This window comes from Salinispora sp. H7-4 (assembly GCF_013416675.1).
GTDB lineage: Bacteria > Actinomycetota > Actinomycetes > Mycobacteriales > Micromonosporaceae > Micromonospora > Micromonospora vitiensis.
Genome location: NZ_JABZED010000044.1, coordinates 75,901 through 92,489 on the forward strand (window position 1 = coordinate 75,901; position 16,589 = coordinate 92,489).

Below are 16,589 nucleotides of genomic sequence, written 5' to 3' on the forward strand. Positions count from 1 at the left end.
CCCACGTGATCCGCGGCCGGTCCGGGTCTCATGCGTCGATCGCCTCGCGGTCGACCCGGTCGGCGGAGGCGATCAGCCAGTTCCGACGGGGCTCCACCTTCTCCCCCATCAGCAGTTCCAGGACCCGCTCGGCTTCCTCGGCGTCCTCCAGCGTGATCCGGCGGACCGCCCGTCCGGCCGGGTTCATCGTGGTCTCCCACAACTCGTCGGCGTCCATCTCGCCCAGACCCTTGAACCGCGGGATCGGGGTGACGATCTGCTTGCCCGCCTGCTCCAGTCGCCGGACGGTCGCCTCCATCTCCTCCTGGGTGTAGGTGTAGATGGTCTGCGGCTTGCGGCCCCTTGTGGTGATCTTGTGCAGGGGCGGCATCGCCGCATACAACCGGCCGGCCTCGATCAACGGTCGCATGTACCGGGCGAAGAGCGTGATCAGCAGCGTCCTGATGTGCGCGCCGTCCACGTCGGCGTCGGCCATGATCAGAACCCGGCCGTACCGTACGGCGGAGAGGTCGAAGGTGCGCCCCGACCCGGCCCCCAGCACCTGCACGATCGCGGCGCACTCGGCGTTGTCCAGCACCTGCTGAAGGTTCGCCTTCTGTACGTTCAGGATCTTGCCGCGGATCGGCAGCAACGCCTGGTACTCCGACGAGCGGGCCAACCGCGCCGTGCCGAGGGCGCTGTCCCCCTCGACGATGAACATCTCGCTGCGCTCCACCCCGGTGGACCGGCAGTCGACCAGCTTCGCCGGCATCGACGCGCCCTCCAGGGCGGTCTTACGCCGCGCCGCCTCCTTCTGCTGCTTCTGGGTGAGCCGGACCCGGGCGGCGTCGGCGATCTTCTGGAGGACGGTCCGCGCCTCGGTCTTGGTCTTGCGCTCCTCCAGCCAGGCCTTGAGGTGCTGCTCGACCAGGCGCTGGAGCACCTTGGTGATACCGGCGGTGGAGAGCTCATCCTTGGTCTGGGAGGTGAACTGCGGCTCCGGGACGCGCACGTGCACGACCGCGGTCAGACCCTCGAGGATGTCGTCCAGCGTGGGCGGATCCTCCTTGGCCTTGAGCAGGCCACGGGTGTTTCGGATGGCCTCGGCGAGGGTCCGCGTCAGGGCCCGCTCGAAGCCCTTGCGGTGGGTGCCGCCGTGCGCGTTGCGGATGGTGTTGGTGAAGCACTCCACGGTCCGCTCGTAACCGGTGCCCCAGCGGAAGGCCACCTCCACCTCGGCGCGACGCGGCACATTGGCCTGCATCACGCCGTTGGCGTCGGCGGCGTTCTCCCGGTACGCCCCTTCGCCGCGGACCAGCAGGGTGCCGGAGACCGGCCGGTCGCCGGCCGGGGCGAGGAAGTCCACCATGTCGGACAGGCCGTTGGGGTAGTGGAACCGCTCCTCCACCGGCTCCGCTCCGGTGTGGTCCCGCAGCAGGTAGCTGACCCCGGGGACCAGGAAGGCGGTGTTGCGCAGCTTCATCCGTACGGCGTCGGCGTCCAGCGTGGCACCGACCTCGAAGTAGCGCGGGTCGTACCAGTAACGGATCGAGGTGCCGGTACGCTGCTGGCGCTTCGCCGCACCGATCACCTGCAGGCCCGGGCCGGCGGTGAAGGGCGCCTGCGGCCCGTCGCCGTCGAACGCCCCCGGCACCCCGTGCCGGAACGACATCGTGTGGATCTTGCCACCGCGACGGACCGTCACGTCGAACCGACGGGAGAGGGCGTTGACCGCCGAGGCACCGACGCCGTGCAGGCCACCGGAGGTCTTGTAGCCGGAACCACCGAACTTGCCACCGGCGTGCAGCCGGGTGAGCACCAGCTCGACTCCCGATATTCCGGACTTCGCGTGCACGTCGGTGGGGATACCGCGACCGTCGTCGTCGACCTGCACCGATCCGTCGGCGTGCAGCGTCACCTCGATGGAGGTCGCGTGACCGGCGACCCCCTCATCGGTGGAGTTGTCGAGGATCTCGTTGACGAGGTGACCCACGCCACGGCTGTCCGTCGAGCCGATGTACATCCCCGGACGCTTACGGACAGCATCCAGTCCCTCGAGATGCGTGAGGTCGTCGGCCTCATACAGGGTCTCAGGCTCTGCGGTCAACTGGTCGTACTCCCAGGTCTCGGCGGGTATGGTGCCACGCACAGTAGGCATTGGCCGGTGCGGCACGCCGCAGCGAGCCTAGCCGTAGGCCCCGACGGGCCCCGCTGGGCCCGTTCGCCCGACCACAACCGGAGTAACGGATCGGGGTCCCCCGGCGATTCCGGCCGTGACCCAGGCGACAGGCGTCCCCGAGCGCCGCGGCGCCGGAGCCGACACCCACAAACCCCGCTGCCGTGAGATTCGTTACTAGTGAGTATTGACACTATCGATCGATGGGTGATCTGATCCCCTCCCAGCGGATCTTTCACATCTCGATAGGGGTGATCATCACATGTCCAGATTGGGTCGTACCGTCCTGGCCGCCGGCATCGCCGTCGCCACGACCACATTCTCTGCGACGGTCATATCGCCGGCTCTGGCCGAGACACCGCCCACCGCTCCGGCCGGCGCACCACCCACCGCCGCGGTAGCACTCGGAGACAGCTTTATCAGCGGAGAGGGCGCCGGGGCCTACGCTCCGGTTGTCGACATCGACGGGGAGACCAGCACCTTCCCCGGGTGGTCCGCGTCGAACAGCGCGGCCTACTTCTGCCACCGCTCAGCGAACGCCTCACTCCACCGGGCCAACCTGCCCGGCATCGAGGACCGCTTCAACCTCGCCTGCTCCGGCGGACGCCCGGCCGACATCGCCAACGCCTCCGCCGACCGGGCGAACGGGCGCCAGGTCGCCGCCCAGCTCGACCAGCTCCGCGCGGTGGCCCAAACCCACGACATCGACCTGGTCCTCATCGGCGTCGGTTCGAACAACAGCTCGTTCACCTTTGGCAAGGTGGCCGAGAAGTGCGCGAACCGGTTCATCGCCGACGCCTGGATCGGCTGGTGGGAGTTCTGGGCGGAGCCCTGGGCGGTGGAACAGGATCCCTGCTCCGACGCCGACCTGGCAACCGAGGCCGAGCTCGCCGCGGCGACCGCGGAGACCAGCGCCGCGGTGCAGCAGGTCCTCAGCACGCTCGCCGAGGTGGACGCCGACGGCGAGCACCGGGTCGTCCTCCAGGACTACACGAACCCGTTGCCGGAGGAGCTGGACCACGCCTACTGGACGGAGGACAACCGGGACGACACGCGGGACAAGTTCCGCGACCTCGGCCGCGAACGGTACGCCGCCGGATGCCCGATCCACCGGGCCAGCCTCGCCCCCGGCCACCGTTTCTCGCAGGGTCTGGGCACCATGGTGAGCCAGGTCCACACCGACGTCACCAGCGCGTTCCCCAACGCCGACGTGGTCCTGCTCAACGTGCAGCAGGCCTTCGACGGCGCCCGGCTCTGCGAGACGACGGCTGGTCCGCAGCACGCCCTCGCCACCGCCGTCCGCCTGATGGATGGACCCAGCGGCACCTACGTCACCAGCCTCGAAGGGGCGGACAAGCTCGACATCAACCGGATCGCCAACACCTGCGTGGATTACTTCCAGACGTGCCAGGAGTCCTGGCACCCGAACGCCGCCGGCCACCTGGCGCTCGGGCAGTGCCTGACCGGCGCCGCGTCCACGAGTTCCCGTGAGGTCTCCTGTGTCCGTTCCCCGAACGGCACGATCACGGTGAGCTGACCCCTCACCGCACCCCGACGCCTCGTGGATCCGTTACCCCGAACGGATCCGCGAGGCGTCCGTGTTACCCGATGCGCCGGCGCCAACCCGACCCGGATCGACGTGACGACAGTCACCGATTGGTTACCTGCCAGTAGATCCACCCCGTAGATTGGGCTGGTGAATGCGGATTACCAGCAAGAATTCGTCGAGGTCGACGGAGCCCGCCTCGGTCTGCAGATCTATCCGGAGCCGGCGGAGAGCGCCGACGCCCCGCTGGTACTGATCTCCCCCGCCATGGGCGTACCCGCGGGGTACTACCGCCCGTTCGCCACCGCGCTCCGTGCCGCCGGGCTCGGCGTCGCGGTAGCCGACCTTCGCGGCACCGGAGCGAGCACACCACGCCCGAGCCGCCGCTGCCGCTACGGGTACGCGGAGCTGGCCACCGATGTCGGCGCGGCGCTGGCGGCGTTGAAGGAGCATCGAAACGGCCGGCGCACCCTCCTGCTCGGGCACTCTCTGGGCGGTCAGACGGCGCTGCTGCACTTGGCGCTGACCCCCGGGCACGATGTGGATGGTCTGGCCCTGGTCGCCGTCGGGCTCCCCTGGTGGCGCAGCTATCCGCCCGGACCGCGGGGTTACGGCGTCCTCCCGTTCTCCCAGACGGTCGCGGTCGCCACCCGGCTGCTCGGGGTCTGGCCCGGCTGGGGGTTCGGCGGCCGGCTGGCGCGCGGGGTGGTCCGGGACTGGGCCTACACCGCCCGCACCGGACGCTTCCCCCGACTGGACGGAGTGGATGCCGAGGCGGCGCTCCGCGATCTCCGCACGCCGGTGCTGGCGATCAGCGTGGACAACGACCAGTACACCCCGCACGAGACCCTCGACCACCTCTGCGCCAAACTCACCAGCGCTCCCATCACCCGCGAGCGCCACCGGGCCGAGCCGGGCGGCAGCCGGCTCGACCACTTCAGCTGGACGCGCACCGCAGCGACCCCGCTGGCCACCCGAATCGCCCAGTTCGCGACCCAGGGGTAGCCATCGACCCTCTTCCCTCCAGCCTGCTCACCGGGTAGAAACGGGGTCAGCCCCCACCCGTTCAGGCCGTCCCCGCGAAACACCGAGAGAGCGCTCTCTCCCCACCGCGTGACGAGAGGACGAACGCATGCCCCTTCCCCAGCCACGACGACGCGTACGCGGAGCCCTCGGGCTCAGCCTCGCGCTGATGGTCGCCGTCACCGCCTCCGCCCCCGGCGCCGCCAGCGCCGGCGGACCCCGCCCCGGCGCCCCCGACTTCGGCCCCAACGTGACGATCTTCAGCCCGGCGACACCCCTCGACGAGATCCAAGCCACCATGGACGCGCGGCACGCCGCGCAGGTGGACGCCGAGATGGGCACCGACCGGCACGCCTACCTCTTCCTGCCAGGCGAGTACGGCAGCGCCGACCAGCCGTTGCAGGTGAAACTCGGCTACTACACCCAGGTCTCCGGCCTCGGTGCCACCCCCACCGACGTCCAGGTCAACGGAAAAATCGAGGTCTACAACCGCTGCCTCGACGACGAGGGCACCAGCAACTGCCTCGCGCTGGTCAACTTCTGGCGCACCCTGTCCAACCTGGCACTGCGCATTGACCCCGCCGGGCAGGACGACTGCCGCTCCTCGGCGAACTTCTGGGCGGTGTCGCAGGCGGTGTCGATGCGCCGCCTCGATGTCAGCGGCGGCACCCTGTCCCTGATGGACTACTGCACCGCCGGCCCGCAGTACGCCAGCGGCGGGTTCATCGCCGACTCCCGGCTCCCCGAGATCGTCAACGGCTCGCAACAGCAGTGGCTGACCCGCAACAGCGAGATCGACAGCTGGTCCAACGGCGTCTGGAACCAGGTCTTCACCGGCGTTGCCGGCGCACCCGAGGACGACAGCTTCCCCGACCCGCCGTACACGACGCTCGACACCACCCCGCTGAGCCGGGAGAAGCCGTACCTCTTCGTCGACGATCGGGGGCGCTACCAGGTACGGGTGCCGGCCGCCCGCCGCGACACCCGGGGCGTCTCCTGGGCCACGGGCCCCACCGCCGGCCGGACCATCCCGATCCGCGACTTCCACATCGCGCGGCCGGGTGACTCCGTGCGGAAGATCAACCGGGAACTGGCGCGGGGCAAGCACCTGCTGCTCACCCCCGGCCGGTACGACATCGCCCGCAGCATCGAGATCCGCCGGCCGGACACGGTCGTCCTCGGGCTGGGGCACGCCACCCTGACCGCCGTCGACGGCGCCGCGCCGCTCAACGTCGCCGGCGTACCCGGTGTCGTGGTGGCCGGGGTGACCATCGACGCGGGGCTCGACGAGTCGCCGGTCCTGCTCCGGGTCGGCAAACGGCACGGACGCAACCACAGCACCCCACGGAACCCGATCACACTCTCGGACGTGTACTTCCGGGTCGGCGGGCCCCACATCGGCCGCACCCACACCGCGCTCGAGGTCAACGCCGACGACGTGTTGATCGACCACACCTGGGTGTGGCGAGGCGACCACGGCGTGGAGGACTTCACCGAGGGGGTCAAGGGCGACACCGACCGCTGGCGTACCAACACCGGGCGGTACGGCGCGATCATCAACGGCGACCGGGTCACCGCGACCGGCCTCTTCGTCGAGCACTTCCAGCGCCACAACACGGTGTGGAACGGCGAGCACGGCACCACGATCCTCTACCAGAACGAGCTGCCGTACGACCCGCCCACGCAGGCCGACTGGATGAAGGGCGACGTGCAGGGCTGGGCCGGCTACAAGGTCAACGACCGGGTACGGCACCACACGCTCTACGCCGGCGGGGTGTACGTGTACAACCGAAACAACCCGTCGATCCACACCGAAAACGGATTCGAGGTGCCGGACCGCCCCGGAGTGCAGCTCCATCGCGTGATGACCGTGAACCTGAACGCCGGCACGATCGACCACGTGGTCAACGGGATCGGTGCGGCGGCCGACACCACCCGCGTCGGCCAGCCGGTCTATCTCACCGAATACCCGGTCGACTGATCCCCCGCCGCTGACCGCCGGTCACGGGTCGCGCTGCGCCAACCAGGGCACCGCGACCCGCGCCGGCCACCCCAGAGTGATGCACCAGCGGTGCTATCATCGCTGCGTGACGATTGATTCCGCTCCGGAGCTCACACCGGCCGTCGCACTGTTCCGGTCCCTCGGCGACCCGGCCCGGCTGGCCATCCTGCACCGGCTCACCCGCGGTGAGGCCCGGGTGGTGGACCTGACCCGCGAGCTGCGGCTGGCGCAGTCGACCGTCTCGAAGCACCTCTCCTGCCTGCGGGACTGTCAACTGATCGACTTCCGGGTTGAGGGTCGCCAGTCGTTCTACGCGCTGGCCCGGCCAGAGCTGCCCGCCCTGCTGCGCTCGGCGGAACAGCTCCTCGCCGCCACCGGCGAAGCCGTCGCCCTCTGCCCGACGTACGGCTCGTCCACGGATCGAGGAGACGACGCGTGACCACCTCCACCCTGACCCCCCAGCGACGCGCGCTCCTGTCCCGCCGCAGCCTCTGGCTGGCCTACGCCACCGCCGGCTACAACCTCCTGGAGGGCCTGGTCGCGATCGCCGCCGGCGCGGCGGCCTCCTCCACCGCGCTGATCGGCTTCGGCCTCGACTCGTTCGTCGAGGTCTCCAGCGCGGCCGTGGTGATCTGGCAGTTCCGCTCCCGGGTGCCGGAAGAGCGGGAACGGCTGGCACTGCGACTGATCGGCGTCTCGTTCTTCGCCCTCGCCGCCTGGATCACCGTCGACGCCGGGCGCGCGCTACTCAGCGACGGAGACGCCAGCCCCAGCCCGGTCGGCATCGGCCTCGCCGTCGCCTCACTGATCGTCATGCCCCTGCTGGTCCGCGCCAAGCGGCGTACCGGCCGGGAACTCGGCTCGGCCACCGTCATGGCCGACTCCACCCAGACCGCGCTCTGCACGTACCTGTCCGCGGTGCTGCTCGTGGGACTGCTCCTCAACGCCGGGCTCGGCTGGTCCTGGGCAGACCCGATCGCCGCGCTCGTCATCGCGGCCGTCGCGGTGCGGGAGGGGATCGCGGCGTGGCGGGGTGACCAGTGCGACGACTGCGCGCCGCCCACCCGCGCCACCGCCACCGCCGACCCGGCACCGAGCTGCACCGACGGGTGCCAGTCCGACGCGGCCACACCCCGTTCGTAGCCGCTCTCCAGCGGTGCGCGTGCTCGGCAGGCCAGGGACGAGCGGCTGCCGAGCCGCGGCTACCGGCGAGCCACGCCCAGCTCGGGCCTGCCCCGTGCATCCTCCGCGACGCCCAGGATCCGCGCGGTCAGGGCAGGCAGCACCTGTGCCAGGTGAGATGGTCGCGGGGGCCGGTTCACCAGCGAGAGCACGACCTTCCCCGGCACCGGGGAGGGCAGCAGGCGGTCGGTGCGGTCATCCCACCAGCGGGCGGCGATGTCAGGAACCACGGCCGGGACCTTGCGGTGCCGGGCGATACGCAGGGTGGCCTCGATCGTGGGGCCCGGCTGCGGGAGCGCGCCGAGCCCGGTCAACCCGGCGTGCAGGTGCCCACCGGCCAGATCCATCGAGGAGTACAGCACCTCCCTTCCCGCCAACGCCCGCCTCCCGACGGCAGCCAGGGGTGCGGTGTCCGCGGGCAGGACGAGGACCAGCGGGGAGGCCCCGAGCCCGGTGACCTGGAGGCCGTGGGGCAGGACGGCCTGGTCTGCGATCGTGACGATCGCCGCGTCCAGCAGGCCCTGGTGGACCCGGCCGATCAGGGTGGGGCCATGCTCGACCTCGGCCTGAAGTGTCACGCCCGCGAGTTCGATCCGGGCGGCAGTGAACACGATCGGGGCCAGCCCCTGGATCGTGCCCAAGCTCAACGACGGGGCCTGCATCGCAGCGGCGAGCTGAGCGGGGAGGGCGTCGAGGTCAGCCAGCAGGCGTACGGCCCGCCGGGCCAGCTCCCGCCCGGCCGGCGTCGGGCGGGCACCGGTCGTGTCCCGCTCGAACAACCTGATCCCCAGACGGCGCTCCAGCGCGGCCAGTCGACGCGAGGCCGAGGGCTGGGTGGTCAGCAGTTCCTTGGCCGCGGCCCCGACCGAGCCGTGCCGGGACACGGCCTCGACCAGCACCAGGTCCTCGGCTTTCAGGCTGGGTCTCATGCCCCCAGCGTATGAGCCAGCTACCCGAAGAGATCTCTACCCGGTCGGCGGAGGGCGGCTGAGGATCGGTGCGTGCGGAGAGGACTGCTGCTACTGACCGTGATCACGTTCGTGACCTGGGTCGGGACGAGGATGACCGCCGTCGCCCTGCCCCTGGTCGCACTGGAGGAGACCGGACAGGCCTGGACCACGGGGCTGGTCGGCGGGATGGCCGGGCTGCCCCTGCTGACAGTGGGCTGGTGGGGCAGAAGGCTGCGGGACCGCCTCACCGATGGGAGAGCCCTGGCGGTAGTGGCAGGCGTGAACGCCGCCGGGCTCGCCATCGTCCCCGTGGCCTCCCTGGCGGGTCAGGTCGGGGCGGTCGCGCTGTGCGCCTCGGGCCTGGTGACCGGAGTCGCGGGCGCACTGCTGGGCCCCGCCGAACGATCCCTGGTCTCCGACCTAGCCGACGAACACGTCGCCCGCGGCGGCCGGACCGGACCAGCGAAGTGGTTGGCCTGGCAGGACCTCGCCCACCGAGTCTCGATGATCTTCGCCCCACCCGCTGGGGCCTGGGCCGTGACCATGTTGGGCGCGAGCGCGCTGCTGTGGTGCGAGACCGCCGTGGTCGCCCTGGCCGCGATCGCCTTCCTGGCCGTCCCCGCCCGGAGCACGACATCCCACGAAGGCCAGGGCGGCGGTCCGGGAGCGGCCACGCCGGGACGGCCAGTCTCTGCTCTGGCAGTGCTCCGTTCCCACCCGCAGATCGCGACCGGCGCGCTCATGGCCGGGGTTGGCGGGATGTGCTGGTTCGGGTTCAGCCTGGGCCTGGCCGTACTCGGGGTCGAGCACGACCGGCCCGGCGCACTCATCGCCGCGGGCATGAGCGGGTACGGGGCCGCATCCGTGGCCGCCTCCCTGCTGGTGCCGGTGGTCATCGACCGCCTGCCGCGGATGGCGGCGATGCTGCTCTCCTGGGTCGTGCTCGGGGCCGTGTTCGTCGCCTTGCCGCTGGTGGCACCGAGCCTGACCGGTGTCGCCGCCGTGGCCGCAGTGGGCGGAGCCGCGATGCCGTGGGGGCTCGCCGCCCTGAACGCTCTGATCAGCGAGCAGACCCAGGGCCCCGAACGCCGGGCGGCCTTCACCGCAGAGACAGTCCTGCACTCCGGAGGCACCTCCCTGGGGTTGCTGGCTGGCGGAGCCCTGATCGGCTCGGCAGGATCCGAGGCCGTACTCCTGACCACCGGGCTCCTCCAGATCACCGCCGCAGTCGGCGCGGCCGGGTTGTCCCGGAGACCCGTCACCAGCAAGCCGTCGAAAGCGGATGCCCGCACGGCCGTCTGCTGACCTTCAGGTGCCACGTGGTAACGACCTCACCGATGAACGGCGGGCCAGGTCCATCCTGGTGCCTGCGCCTGTGCCTGTGCCTGTGCCTGTGCCTGTGCGGGCAGACAACGGCGCGAACACCGACAGGCCATTGACGGGGATACGGTGGCAGCTGCGCACCCGGATCCATCTGGCCTCAGACCCCCATGACCCGCCATGGTGACCCTCCTGGCCCCGGGCCAGGCCAAGGCCGCTCCCTCGCCCCGGGACTCCAAAGCCCGGACCGGCTATCTCCACCGCTGAACACACCGAACCGGCTACGCGGGGCCAGGACCGGTCACCGCGAGCAATTCAAGCCCCGCATGGGCTGCGGGCCTCGGCCGAACCTGGATCCAGATCACCGCGATTGCCAAAGCTCTCCGCCAGGGACGAGTGCACAACCTCACCGTTGACGGCCTCCACACGTACTATGTGGTAGCCGGCAACACGCCGGTGTTGGTCCATAATTCCGGTGGATATACTCCAGCACCGAAAGAGCTACCTGGATTCCCCGACGCGCGGCGCGTCAAGCCGCGAACTTCCGTCCAGGGCGGTGGAGGAACGCGTGCACTCTGGGAAGACAAGAAGTTCATTTATGAGTGGGACTCGCAGCATGGCGAGGTTGAGAAATACAATAAGAAGGGCAAGCACCTCGGAGCCTTTGATCCGAGCACTGGCGAGATGATGACAGACAGCAAGGGTAGGCCTAAAGGTCCTATTGCAGGACGGACCTGTGGGCGATGAGCTGGGTAGTGCTCGCGTATGAGAAGTTCGGCGATGCCTTTGAATCGGAGGTTCAGCTCCCGGATTCTTTTGACGAAGACGTCGTCAAGTCGCTTGTTGGCGACTATCCTAACTTGCGGGGAGACTCGTTCCCGGTCATAGGTGAAAGTCTCGATCGCCTGCAGAGGGAATATTCGATTGAAATCGACTCAGAAAGGTTCGACTATTTCATAGAGTTCCGGATGTAGGCGAGACCGAACTACGGGTGGCCTTGATCGCCAAGGCCACCCGTCCTTGCCGGTCGCAGAGCATGTCAACTACCCACTGTATTGGTGCCACTCGACTGTGTGCTGATGGGCGTGGTTGTTCGCGTGGGTTGCTGTCACGGCTGCTGTCAATTAATTCGTACGTATGTAGATTGAGCGATGTGATCTAACGACGGCGACAGTGCCCGAGGGTGTCGGTGGCGCGGCGCGTAGCGGCGGGGCGTCGATCCCCGGAAGCCACGGCGTCGCTTGCTCGGTGAAGGGATCGTCACGGCCTGGTGTCCCCTGATGACTGCTTGCTGTCGCGCCGGTGGCTGGCTGCGTCTGGCGGGTTCGGGTGTTCTGTTGCGTGGGCGCGTGCGCGCGGGCCGGAACGGCTGTAGCGCGTGCGCGTGCGTCCGGCGTAGCCGGGCGCTCTTGATTAGGTGAAGCAGTTTCTAGCCCAGTGGCTCCGTCGGCGGCGGGGTCCGTTGGTCGGGGTCTCGGGGCTGCGACGCTTCCCCTCAGGCCGAACGGTACCGCGTGGTACGGTGTGGTGCATGGCGAGGATTACGTTGCGGGAGTTCCGTGATGGCGCGGGTCGGGTGCTGGACGGGGTGGAGCGAACCGGTGAGCCGGTCATCATCACCAAGTACGAGCGGCCCGTGGCCGTCCTGGTCGGTATCGACGAGTGGGAGGAGATCGAGGCGTTCCGAGACCGTCGGGACTCTGCGGTGATCGCTCATTCCCGTGCCGAGGGTGAGTTCGTGCCGCTGTCGGCGGCTCTTGAGTCGCTTGGGGTTGATCCTCGTGAGGTGGAGGCGCTGCTGGCCGACCGGGCCGGAGGTGCGGCGGCGTGAAGGTGCAGATCGACCGGGATGTACTGGTCTGGCTGCACAAGCAGCCCCGCAACGTCTTCCTGACGGTCCTGAGCGCGATTCTCGGCCTGGTGTCCGATCCTGCGCCGCAGAACTCGACTGAGATGCGGGATGGATCCGGGCGTCGGTTGCGCGTCGGTGACTACCGGGTGCTCTACCGCCTCGACGGTGACGAATTGACCGTCCATGACGTCGGGCATCGCAAGGACGTCTACTCGTAAACCGCCTGGGTCCGGTGGCCATGTCCGGCCATAGTGGGCTCCTGGTCAAGGGCCATCCAGGGAGCGGTCGCCCGACGCCGGGGTGCGCTCGAGCCGGCAGGGGTGGGGCGTCCATCAGTGGTAGTCCGGGTCAACAGGCCGCCCTTGTTGCCGGGCGTGCGTCGGTGTTGCTGTCATGACTGCTGTCAGCATCGACGACGCTGATATTCGCCGGGCAGAACCGTAAGCGGACGTGCAGGTGGGGCCCGTCATTACCTAGCGTGACGCCGCTGTTGGCCCCACACGTACTATGTGGTAGCCGGCAGGACGCCAGTGCTGGTGCACAACACCGGACCGTGTGACGTTCCGGCGCCCGGTCCCCATCGTCCTGCTGGAGTCGGAGATGATTGGACAGCGAGGACGGCCGATAATGGTAAGGGAACTGTCTGGCAAGCTCCTGGAGCGACCGGGAACGCGAACATGGTCCGCACTATGAACCCGAACGCTCAGTATCCAAATGGGTACGTACGCTTTTATAACAGGCACGGTCAGCCGATCGGGCTCAATGGGAAGCCAGACTCAAAGGCCGAAACCCATATCCCAATGAATCCCGACGGCACGTTTCCGACCCCGGTTGGATGGTAGACGTGGACTTGAACGTTGAAGGCCAATTGGTAACTCGTGTTTGCTTCGGTGCTGCTCTCACGATCCTTACTAGTGGGGACTATGAACTGCGTGTGGAGACCGATTCGATCATTAAGACGCCTGCTGGTGACCTGGTACGGTTCGACCCGGAATCCCCAGCCGCTGCCGCCATCCACCTCGCGCAGCTAGTGCGCGATAGCGTCGGCTTGGCTGACGTAGGGAACGGTGGCGATCTAGAAGTAACATTTGAGAGTGGAGCCCAACTGATCGTTGCTCCGCATGCCGAGTACGAGGCTTGGGGTATTGTCGGGCCGAACGGAAGGCGGTTGACGTGCTTGCCTGGTGGTGAGATTGCGTTCTGGGGTGAATGGGACTCCTCGTAAAGAATCTCTCCTGTGCGCTTGCTATTCGAATGGACGCTGTCGTGCCTCGACGGGGCATCGGCTCAACCGAGCGGAAGGCGCGTACTGATGATCAGTGTTGTGCCGTGGCCTGGCCGTCGTCCAGCCCGCCATGGCCGTAATCGGCGGTCACGATCCGTGATGGGAGGGCATCTATGGTCGTTCGGGTCCACTCGGGTTGCCGTCACGGTTGCCGTCAGCGGGAGATCTGGATCGATAACCGCCGATTCAGTGCCTACGCTCGATCCCTGCGTGCTGCATGGTCGGTGGCCTGCCGCATAGTGGTGCGGCGTCGATCCCCGGATCTGATAGCTGAGGCTGCTTGGTGAAGGGATCGTCACGGCCGCTGTCTACTGCCAACGGGCATACTGCCGTTTGGGCGGCATCGCACTTGCGGGCGTGCGCGCGGGGCCGTAGGCCTGTAGCGCGTGCGGGCGGCCCGGCTATGCCGGGCCGCTCTTGATTAGGTAGAGCAAATTTGGACCAGCTCGCTCCCGTGGCTGCTGTGCTCGGTGCTCTGGTCGGCTTGTTGGCGGCTGGGTGGTGCGGTGGCGGGGCGGGTGCCGTCAGGTGTCTGCCCGGGTGGTGTCGGTGGCTTGTGGGGCCTGTGCGTGGTCTCCGGGTCGAGGGGGTGCCGGTAGGGCGGTTGCAGGGCGACGTGTAGCGCCGTTGAGTCCGGGAGAGGCCTTCGTGCGCTCGCGCCGCTCGCAGGTCCGTCGTCCGCGGCCTGGGCCAGCCGTTCGGGGAGAGGGCGTTGTAGGTGTCCAACGGGGAACCGCCAGTCCTCTGCGGCGTGCGGTGGTGTGCGGTGGTGTCTGTCCGTGTTGCCGTCACCGTTGCCGTCAACCAGGTCCTGCACCGCGAGCCGTCGCTGTTGCAGTCGACGAAAGTGCAGGTCAACGACATGTCGTCGTAGGTTACTCTCCGAGCAGGCGGTAAATATGCCACACGTACTATGTGATAGCCGGCAACACCCCGGTCCTCGTTCACAACTGCGGTAATGATCAAGGGGTCTATATCTTACAGGATAAGAAGGCGGGGTTGCCGTACGTTGGTCAAGCTGCCAGTTTCCAGGATCGGCTAGGCAAGCATGCCCGAAGGGGTCGGCGGGATCCTGATGGGCATGTTATTTGTATCAATGTATGGGGTTCTCAGGCGAAACGTGAGGCTGTTGAGGCAGATGTGATTGAGCTGCTGGGCGGAAAGGAGAAGTTGGCTAACGAGGTAAATTCGCCCGGATTGAAACGAAGGTTTCCTTGAGGATTGCGATGACCTTTCAAGAGTTCTGGCGTCTCATTGCCTTGATTGGCGGGTATCCAGTCGCTGACGAGCGCGAACCCTTTAGTGCGCTGGAAGAGGAGTTGGCTGGCAGGGAGGTGGAGGAAATAACTTCCTTCGAAGATCTTCTTGCCAGTGCTCTCTTTCGTTTAGATCGTAGAACCTATGCTGATCTTCCGACCATAGACACCGACAGAAGTCAATCAAGCGATTCGTTCCTCTATAATCGTTGTGCGGTGGTGGTTGCAGGTGAGGTGGCCTTTGAGTCGGTCTTGGCCGGTTCTCGGCCCTTTCAAGGTTACACTCACTCCTACCTCCCAAGCTCGGAGCGGATCCTTTACGTCGCTCAAAAGGCGTACGAGAGAAAGACGGGAACTCCTTGGGAGTATGTTTCTGCGGTTGATTACGAGACGGGGTCTAATGAGTCTGAGTGGTAGTTGTCGAATGGTGTGTCGTTCCTGCTGTCCCAAGAATTGCTAGCACGAACCGAACTGGTCGACGCAGAGTATCGCCGCTATCGCTTTCAAGGGGGCCTCCTACCCTTTCGGCGTGCGTACTATGTGGTAGCCGGCAAAACGCGAGTCCTGGTGCACAACAACAATGAGGATGGGCATCCGGCACTGAATCCGGATCTATCTTCCTTGAAAAGGTCAAGGATAGTCAGCTGACACCATGGTGTGAAACGTTCACGAATTCAAGGAAGGTGTGATTGGGTGAGGGACGAAAGTGTTCGCACTATGACATCTATGTCGACAAGAGGTCCGGTTATCTCTTTCTTATCCCCAAACAAGGTAAAGATCGAACTCCTATTTCTACATACGCAAACGAGGATGGAAGTTTCTATATGCCGGGCACAGGATGCTGAACGTGTCTGACGACAGGAATGTGCGGGTCGCAGCGCTTGTCATTATAAGTGATGCGGTTGACGTGGAAGCGCTCACTGCGGCTGTCGGAGTCCCCCCGGACAGGTCGCTAGGGAAGGGGAAGGTCCGTCCGGGATCAACCCTGCCGTTTCCCGCCAAGGAGCATTCGTGGGAGATTCGTGAAAGCGGCCGGCGTTCCGTGGCGATTTCCGAGGTGATAGAGCGACTGCTTTGTCGAGCCATTCCATTGCGTAATGCTATTATGGGAGTTAAAAAGTCTGGCTGCGAAGTCAAACTAAAGATTATCCAATGGATTTCCGACGATGACCCCCATGGGCCGGGGTTCTCGTTAGATGGGAACGCCCTTAAATTTCTTGCGGACGTTGGCGCATTTGTAGATGTGGACCAATATCTGGAGTAACGATGGCCTCTGTTCGGGTTCGGGAGTGTGTCGACTCCGGCTCTGCCTTATGATCAGACAGTGGCCAAAGGTCCACTCAAAGACCCCCTTACCCCGATCAATCCGTCAACCACTAGGCCTGGTGATTATTATCCGTAAAGCGATTACGAGATCATAAATGCGTGTCCTTTGGGCTAACGCCACTGGCGAGATGGAACTCACTGGCACCATCCTCGAGCTGTTGAGAGTGGCGGAGGAGCTACGCTTGGGTCGGGAGGGTTGTCGTCTCGATCCAAGTGGTAAACCTTCACCCTACAGCAAAGCGCTATCGTTAATCAAGATCAGGTGGACGTCGGGGCCGGTTTTGGTCTCGGTTTCATCTGATCACGAGGTTCTGGAGATTCAGGGCGGGGTGGCGGAGATGAAAATGCTGGCGGCAACCGTTGGAGAATTTGCCACAGAAGGTGACTACACTTCTCATCTTCATGTTGAATACCTGCCTGACCATGAATTCCTATCGCACAATTCGGAACCACTAGTGGTTACACTTGTGGAATAGGTGCGGCTGCGAGCAAAATGATTGACGCACGGTCAGTTGAGAGACGATGTTGACGGTCTCCGGCCCCCTACCGCAGCGCTCGACCAACATGCGCGACGGATCCGGACGTCAATTGCGTGCCGGTGACTACCGAGTCCGCTACCGCCTCCACGGCGACGAGTTGACTATTCACGCCGCCGGACACCGCAAAGACCTCGTAGGCAATCTCGGTTCAGC

16 protein-coding genes and 2 pseudogenes are annotated in these 16,589 nt (G+C 66.5%); 16 read left to right on the forward strand and 2 right to left on the reverse strand.

The features are described 5' to 3' along the window. Positions 1–28 precede the first annotated feature (28 nt). Positions 29–2,137, reverse strand: coding sequence for a type IIA DNA topoisomerase subunit B (locus H0524_RS17435; protein ID WP_180199594.1), 2,109 nt, complete (start codon positions 2,135–2,137; stop codon positions 29–31). Between the two features lie 280 nt (positions 2,138–2,417). Between H0524_RS17435 and H0524_RS17440 the strand changes: the two genes are divergently transcribed. The 5 genes from H0524_RS17440 to H0524_RS17460 all read left to right on the forward strand — a co-directional run bounded on the left by H0524_RS17440 (position 2,418) and on the right by H0524_RS17460 (position 7,869). Beyond that, positions 2,418–3,692 carry a hypothetical protein gene (locus tag H0524_RS17440; protein WP_180199595.1) on the forward strand — a complete coding sequence of 425 codons (1,275 nt, stop codon included), beginning with the start codon at positions 2,418–2,420 and terminating at the stop codon, positions 3,690–3,692. A 159-nt stretch (positions 3,693–3,851) separates the two neighbouring features. Further along, positions 3,852–4,706, forward strand: coding sequence for an alpha/beta fold hydrolase (locus H0524_RS17445; protein WP_180199596.1), 855 nt, complete (start codon positions 3,852–3,854; stop codon positions 4,704–4,706). Between the two features lie 127 nt (positions 4,707–4,833). Continuing rightward, positions 4,834–6,705 (forward strand): adenylyl cyclase, encoded by a 1,872-nt coding sequence (locus H0524_RS17450; RefSeq protein ID WP_180199597.1) that lies wholly within the window; start codon positions 4,834–4,836, stop codon positions 6,703–6,705. A gap of 106 nt (positions 6,706–6,811) precedes the next feature. Beyond that, positions 6,812–7,165, forward strand: a complete 354-nt coding sequence (locus H0524_RS17455; RefSeq protein WP_180199598.1) for a helix-turn-helix transcriptional regulator — start codon at positions 6,812–6,814, stop codon at positions 7,163–7,165. After that, on the forward strand, positions 7,162–7,869 hold the full coding sequence (locus H0524_RS17460) for a cation transporter (protein ID WP_180199599.1): 708 nt from the start codon (positions 7,162–7,164) through the stop codon (positions 7,867–7,869). The genes H0524_RS17455 and H0524_RS17460 overlap by 4 nt, the downstream gene beginning before the upstream one ends. A 59-nt stretch (positions 7,870–7,928) precedes the next feature. Here H0524_RS17460 and H0524_RS17465 read toward each other — a convergent pair whose 3' ends face one another. Then, positions 7,929–8,837 (reverse strand): LysR family transcriptional regulator, encoded by a 909-nt coding sequence (locus H0524_RS17465; RefSeq protein WP_180199600.1) that lies wholly within the window; start codon positions 8,835–8,837, stop codon positions 7,929–7,931. A 72-nt stretch (positions 8,838–8,909) separates the two neighbouring features. Between H0524_RS17465 and H0524_RS17470 the strand changes: the two genes are divergently transcribed. The 11 genes and pseudogenes from H0524_RS17470 to H0524_RS25645 all read left to right on the forward strand — a co-directional run. Then, complete coding sequence (locus H0524_RS17470) at positions 8,910–10,163, forward strand: MFS transporter (RefSeq protein ID WP_180199601.1); 1,254 nt, start codon at positions 8,910–8,912, stop codon at positions 10,161–10,163. Between the two features lie 414 nt (positions 10,164–10,577). Then, a pseudogene (locus tag H0524_RS17475) lies at positions 10,578–10,925 on the forward strand (colicin E3/pyocin S6 family cytotoxin); the annotation flags it as partial. Beyond that, positions 10,922–11,152 (forward strand): hypothetical protein, encoded by a 231-nt coding sequence (locus H0524_RS17480; RefSeq protein WP_180199602.1) that lies wholly within the window; start codon positions 10,922–10,924, stop codon positions 11,150–11,152. The pseudogene H0524_RS17475 and the gene H0524_RS17480, both read left to right, overlap by 4 nt. 557 nt (positions 11,153–11,709) lie before the next feature. Continuing rightward, complete coding sequence (locus H0524_RS17485; RefSeq protein WP_180199603.1) at positions 11,710–12,009, forward strand: type II toxin-antitoxin system Phd/YefM family antitoxin; 300 nt, start codon at positions 11,710–11,712, stop codon at positions 12,007–12,009. After that, positions 12,006–12,248: a type II toxin-antitoxin system RelE/ParE family toxin gene (locus H0524_RS17490; protein ID WP_018732983.1), complete on the forward strand. Its 243-nt coding sequence runs from the start codon at positions 12,006–12,008 to the stop codon at positions 12,246–12,248. The genes H0524_RS17485 and H0524_RS17490 overlap by 4 nt, the downstream gene beginning before the upstream one ends. A 617-nt stretch (positions 12,249–12,865) precedes the next feature. Then, complete coding sequence (locus H0524_RS25630; protein WP_375372008.1) at positions 12,866–13,255, forward strand: DUF6188 family protein; 390 nt, start codon at positions 12,866–12,868, stop codon at positions 13,253–13,255. Between the two features lie 975 nt (positions 13,256–14,230). Next, positions 14,231–14,533, forward strand: a complete 303-nt coding sequence (locus tag H0524_RS25635) for a GIY-YIG nuclease family protein (RefSeq protein ID WP_375372009.1) — start codon at positions 14,231–14,233, stop codon at positions 14,531–14,533. A gap of 8 nt (positions 14,534–14,541) precedes the next feature. Next, the gene (locus tag H0524_RS17500; protein WP_180199604.1) at positions 14,542–14,988 is read left to right on the forward strand and encodes a DUF4240 domain-containing protein; all 447 of its coding nucleotides are present in this window, start codon (positions 14,542–14,544) and stop codon (positions 14,986–14,988) included. Between the two features lie 421 nt (positions 14,989–15,409). After that, complete coding sequence (locus tag H0524_RS25640; RefSeq protein WP_375372010.1) at positions 15,410–15,835, forward strand: DUF4279 domain-containing protein; 426 nt, start codon at positions 15,410–15,412, stop codon at positions 15,833–15,835. A 190-nt stretch (positions 15,836–16,025) separates the two neighbouring features. Continuing rightward, positions 16,026–16,373, forward strand: a complete 348-nt coding sequence (locus H0524_RS17510; RefSeq protein WP_180199606.1) for a hypothetical protein — start codon at positions 16,026–16,028, stop codon at positions 16,371–16,373. A 55-nt stretch (positions 16,374–16,428) separates the two neighbouring features. Beyond that, a pseudogene (locus H0524_RS25645) lies at positions 16,429–16,569 on the forward strand (type II toxin-antitoxin system RelE/ParE family toxin); the annotation flags it as partial. Between the last annotated feature and the right edge of the window lie 20 nt (positions 16,570–16,589).

Excerpts from the sequence above, each read along its gene's own strand:
- H0524_RS17485 (WP_180199603.1), top strand. The coding sequence starts at position 11,710 with ATGGCGAGGATTACGTTGCGGGAGTTCCGTGATGGCGCGGGTCGGGTG.
- H0524_RS17500 (WP_180199604.1), top strand. The coding sequence starts at position 14,542 with ATGACCTTTCAAGAGTTCTGGCGTCTCATTGCCTTGATTGGCGGGTAT.
- H0524_RS17465 (WP_180199600.1), bottom strand. The coding sequence starts at position 8,837 with ATGAGACCCAGCCTGAAAGCCGAGGACCTGGTGCTGGTCGAGGCCGTG.
- H0524_RS17450 (WP_180199597.1), top strand. The coding sequence starts at position 4,834 with ATGCCCCTTCCCCAGCCACGACGACGCGTACGCGGAGCCCTCGGGCTC.
- H0524_RS17480 (WP_180199602.1), top strand. The coding sequence starts at position 10,922 with ATGAGCTGGGTAGTGCTCGCGTATGAGAAGTTCGGCGATGCCTTTGAA.
- H0524_RS17510 (WP_180199606.1), top strand. The coding sequence starts at position 16,026 with ATGGAACTCACTGGCACCATCCTCGAGCTGTTGAGAGTGGCGGAGGAG.
- H0524_RS17440 (WP_180199595.1), top strand. The coding sequence starts at position 2,418 with ATGTCCAGATTGGGTCGTACCGTCCTGGCCGCCGGCATCGCCGTCGCC.
- H0524_RS17435 (WP_180199594.1), bottom strand. The coding sequence starts at position 2,137 with ATGCCTACTGTGCGTGGCACCATACCCGCCGAGACCTGGGAGTACGAC.
- H0524_RS25630 (WP_375372008.1), top strand. The coding sequence starts at position 12,866 with ATGGTAGACGTGGACTTGAACGTTGAAGGCCAATTGGTAACTCGTGTT.
- H0524_RS25640 (WP_375372010.1), top strand. The coding sequence starts at position 15,410 with ATGCTGAACGTGTCTGACGACAGGAATGTGCGGGTCGCAGCGCTTGTC.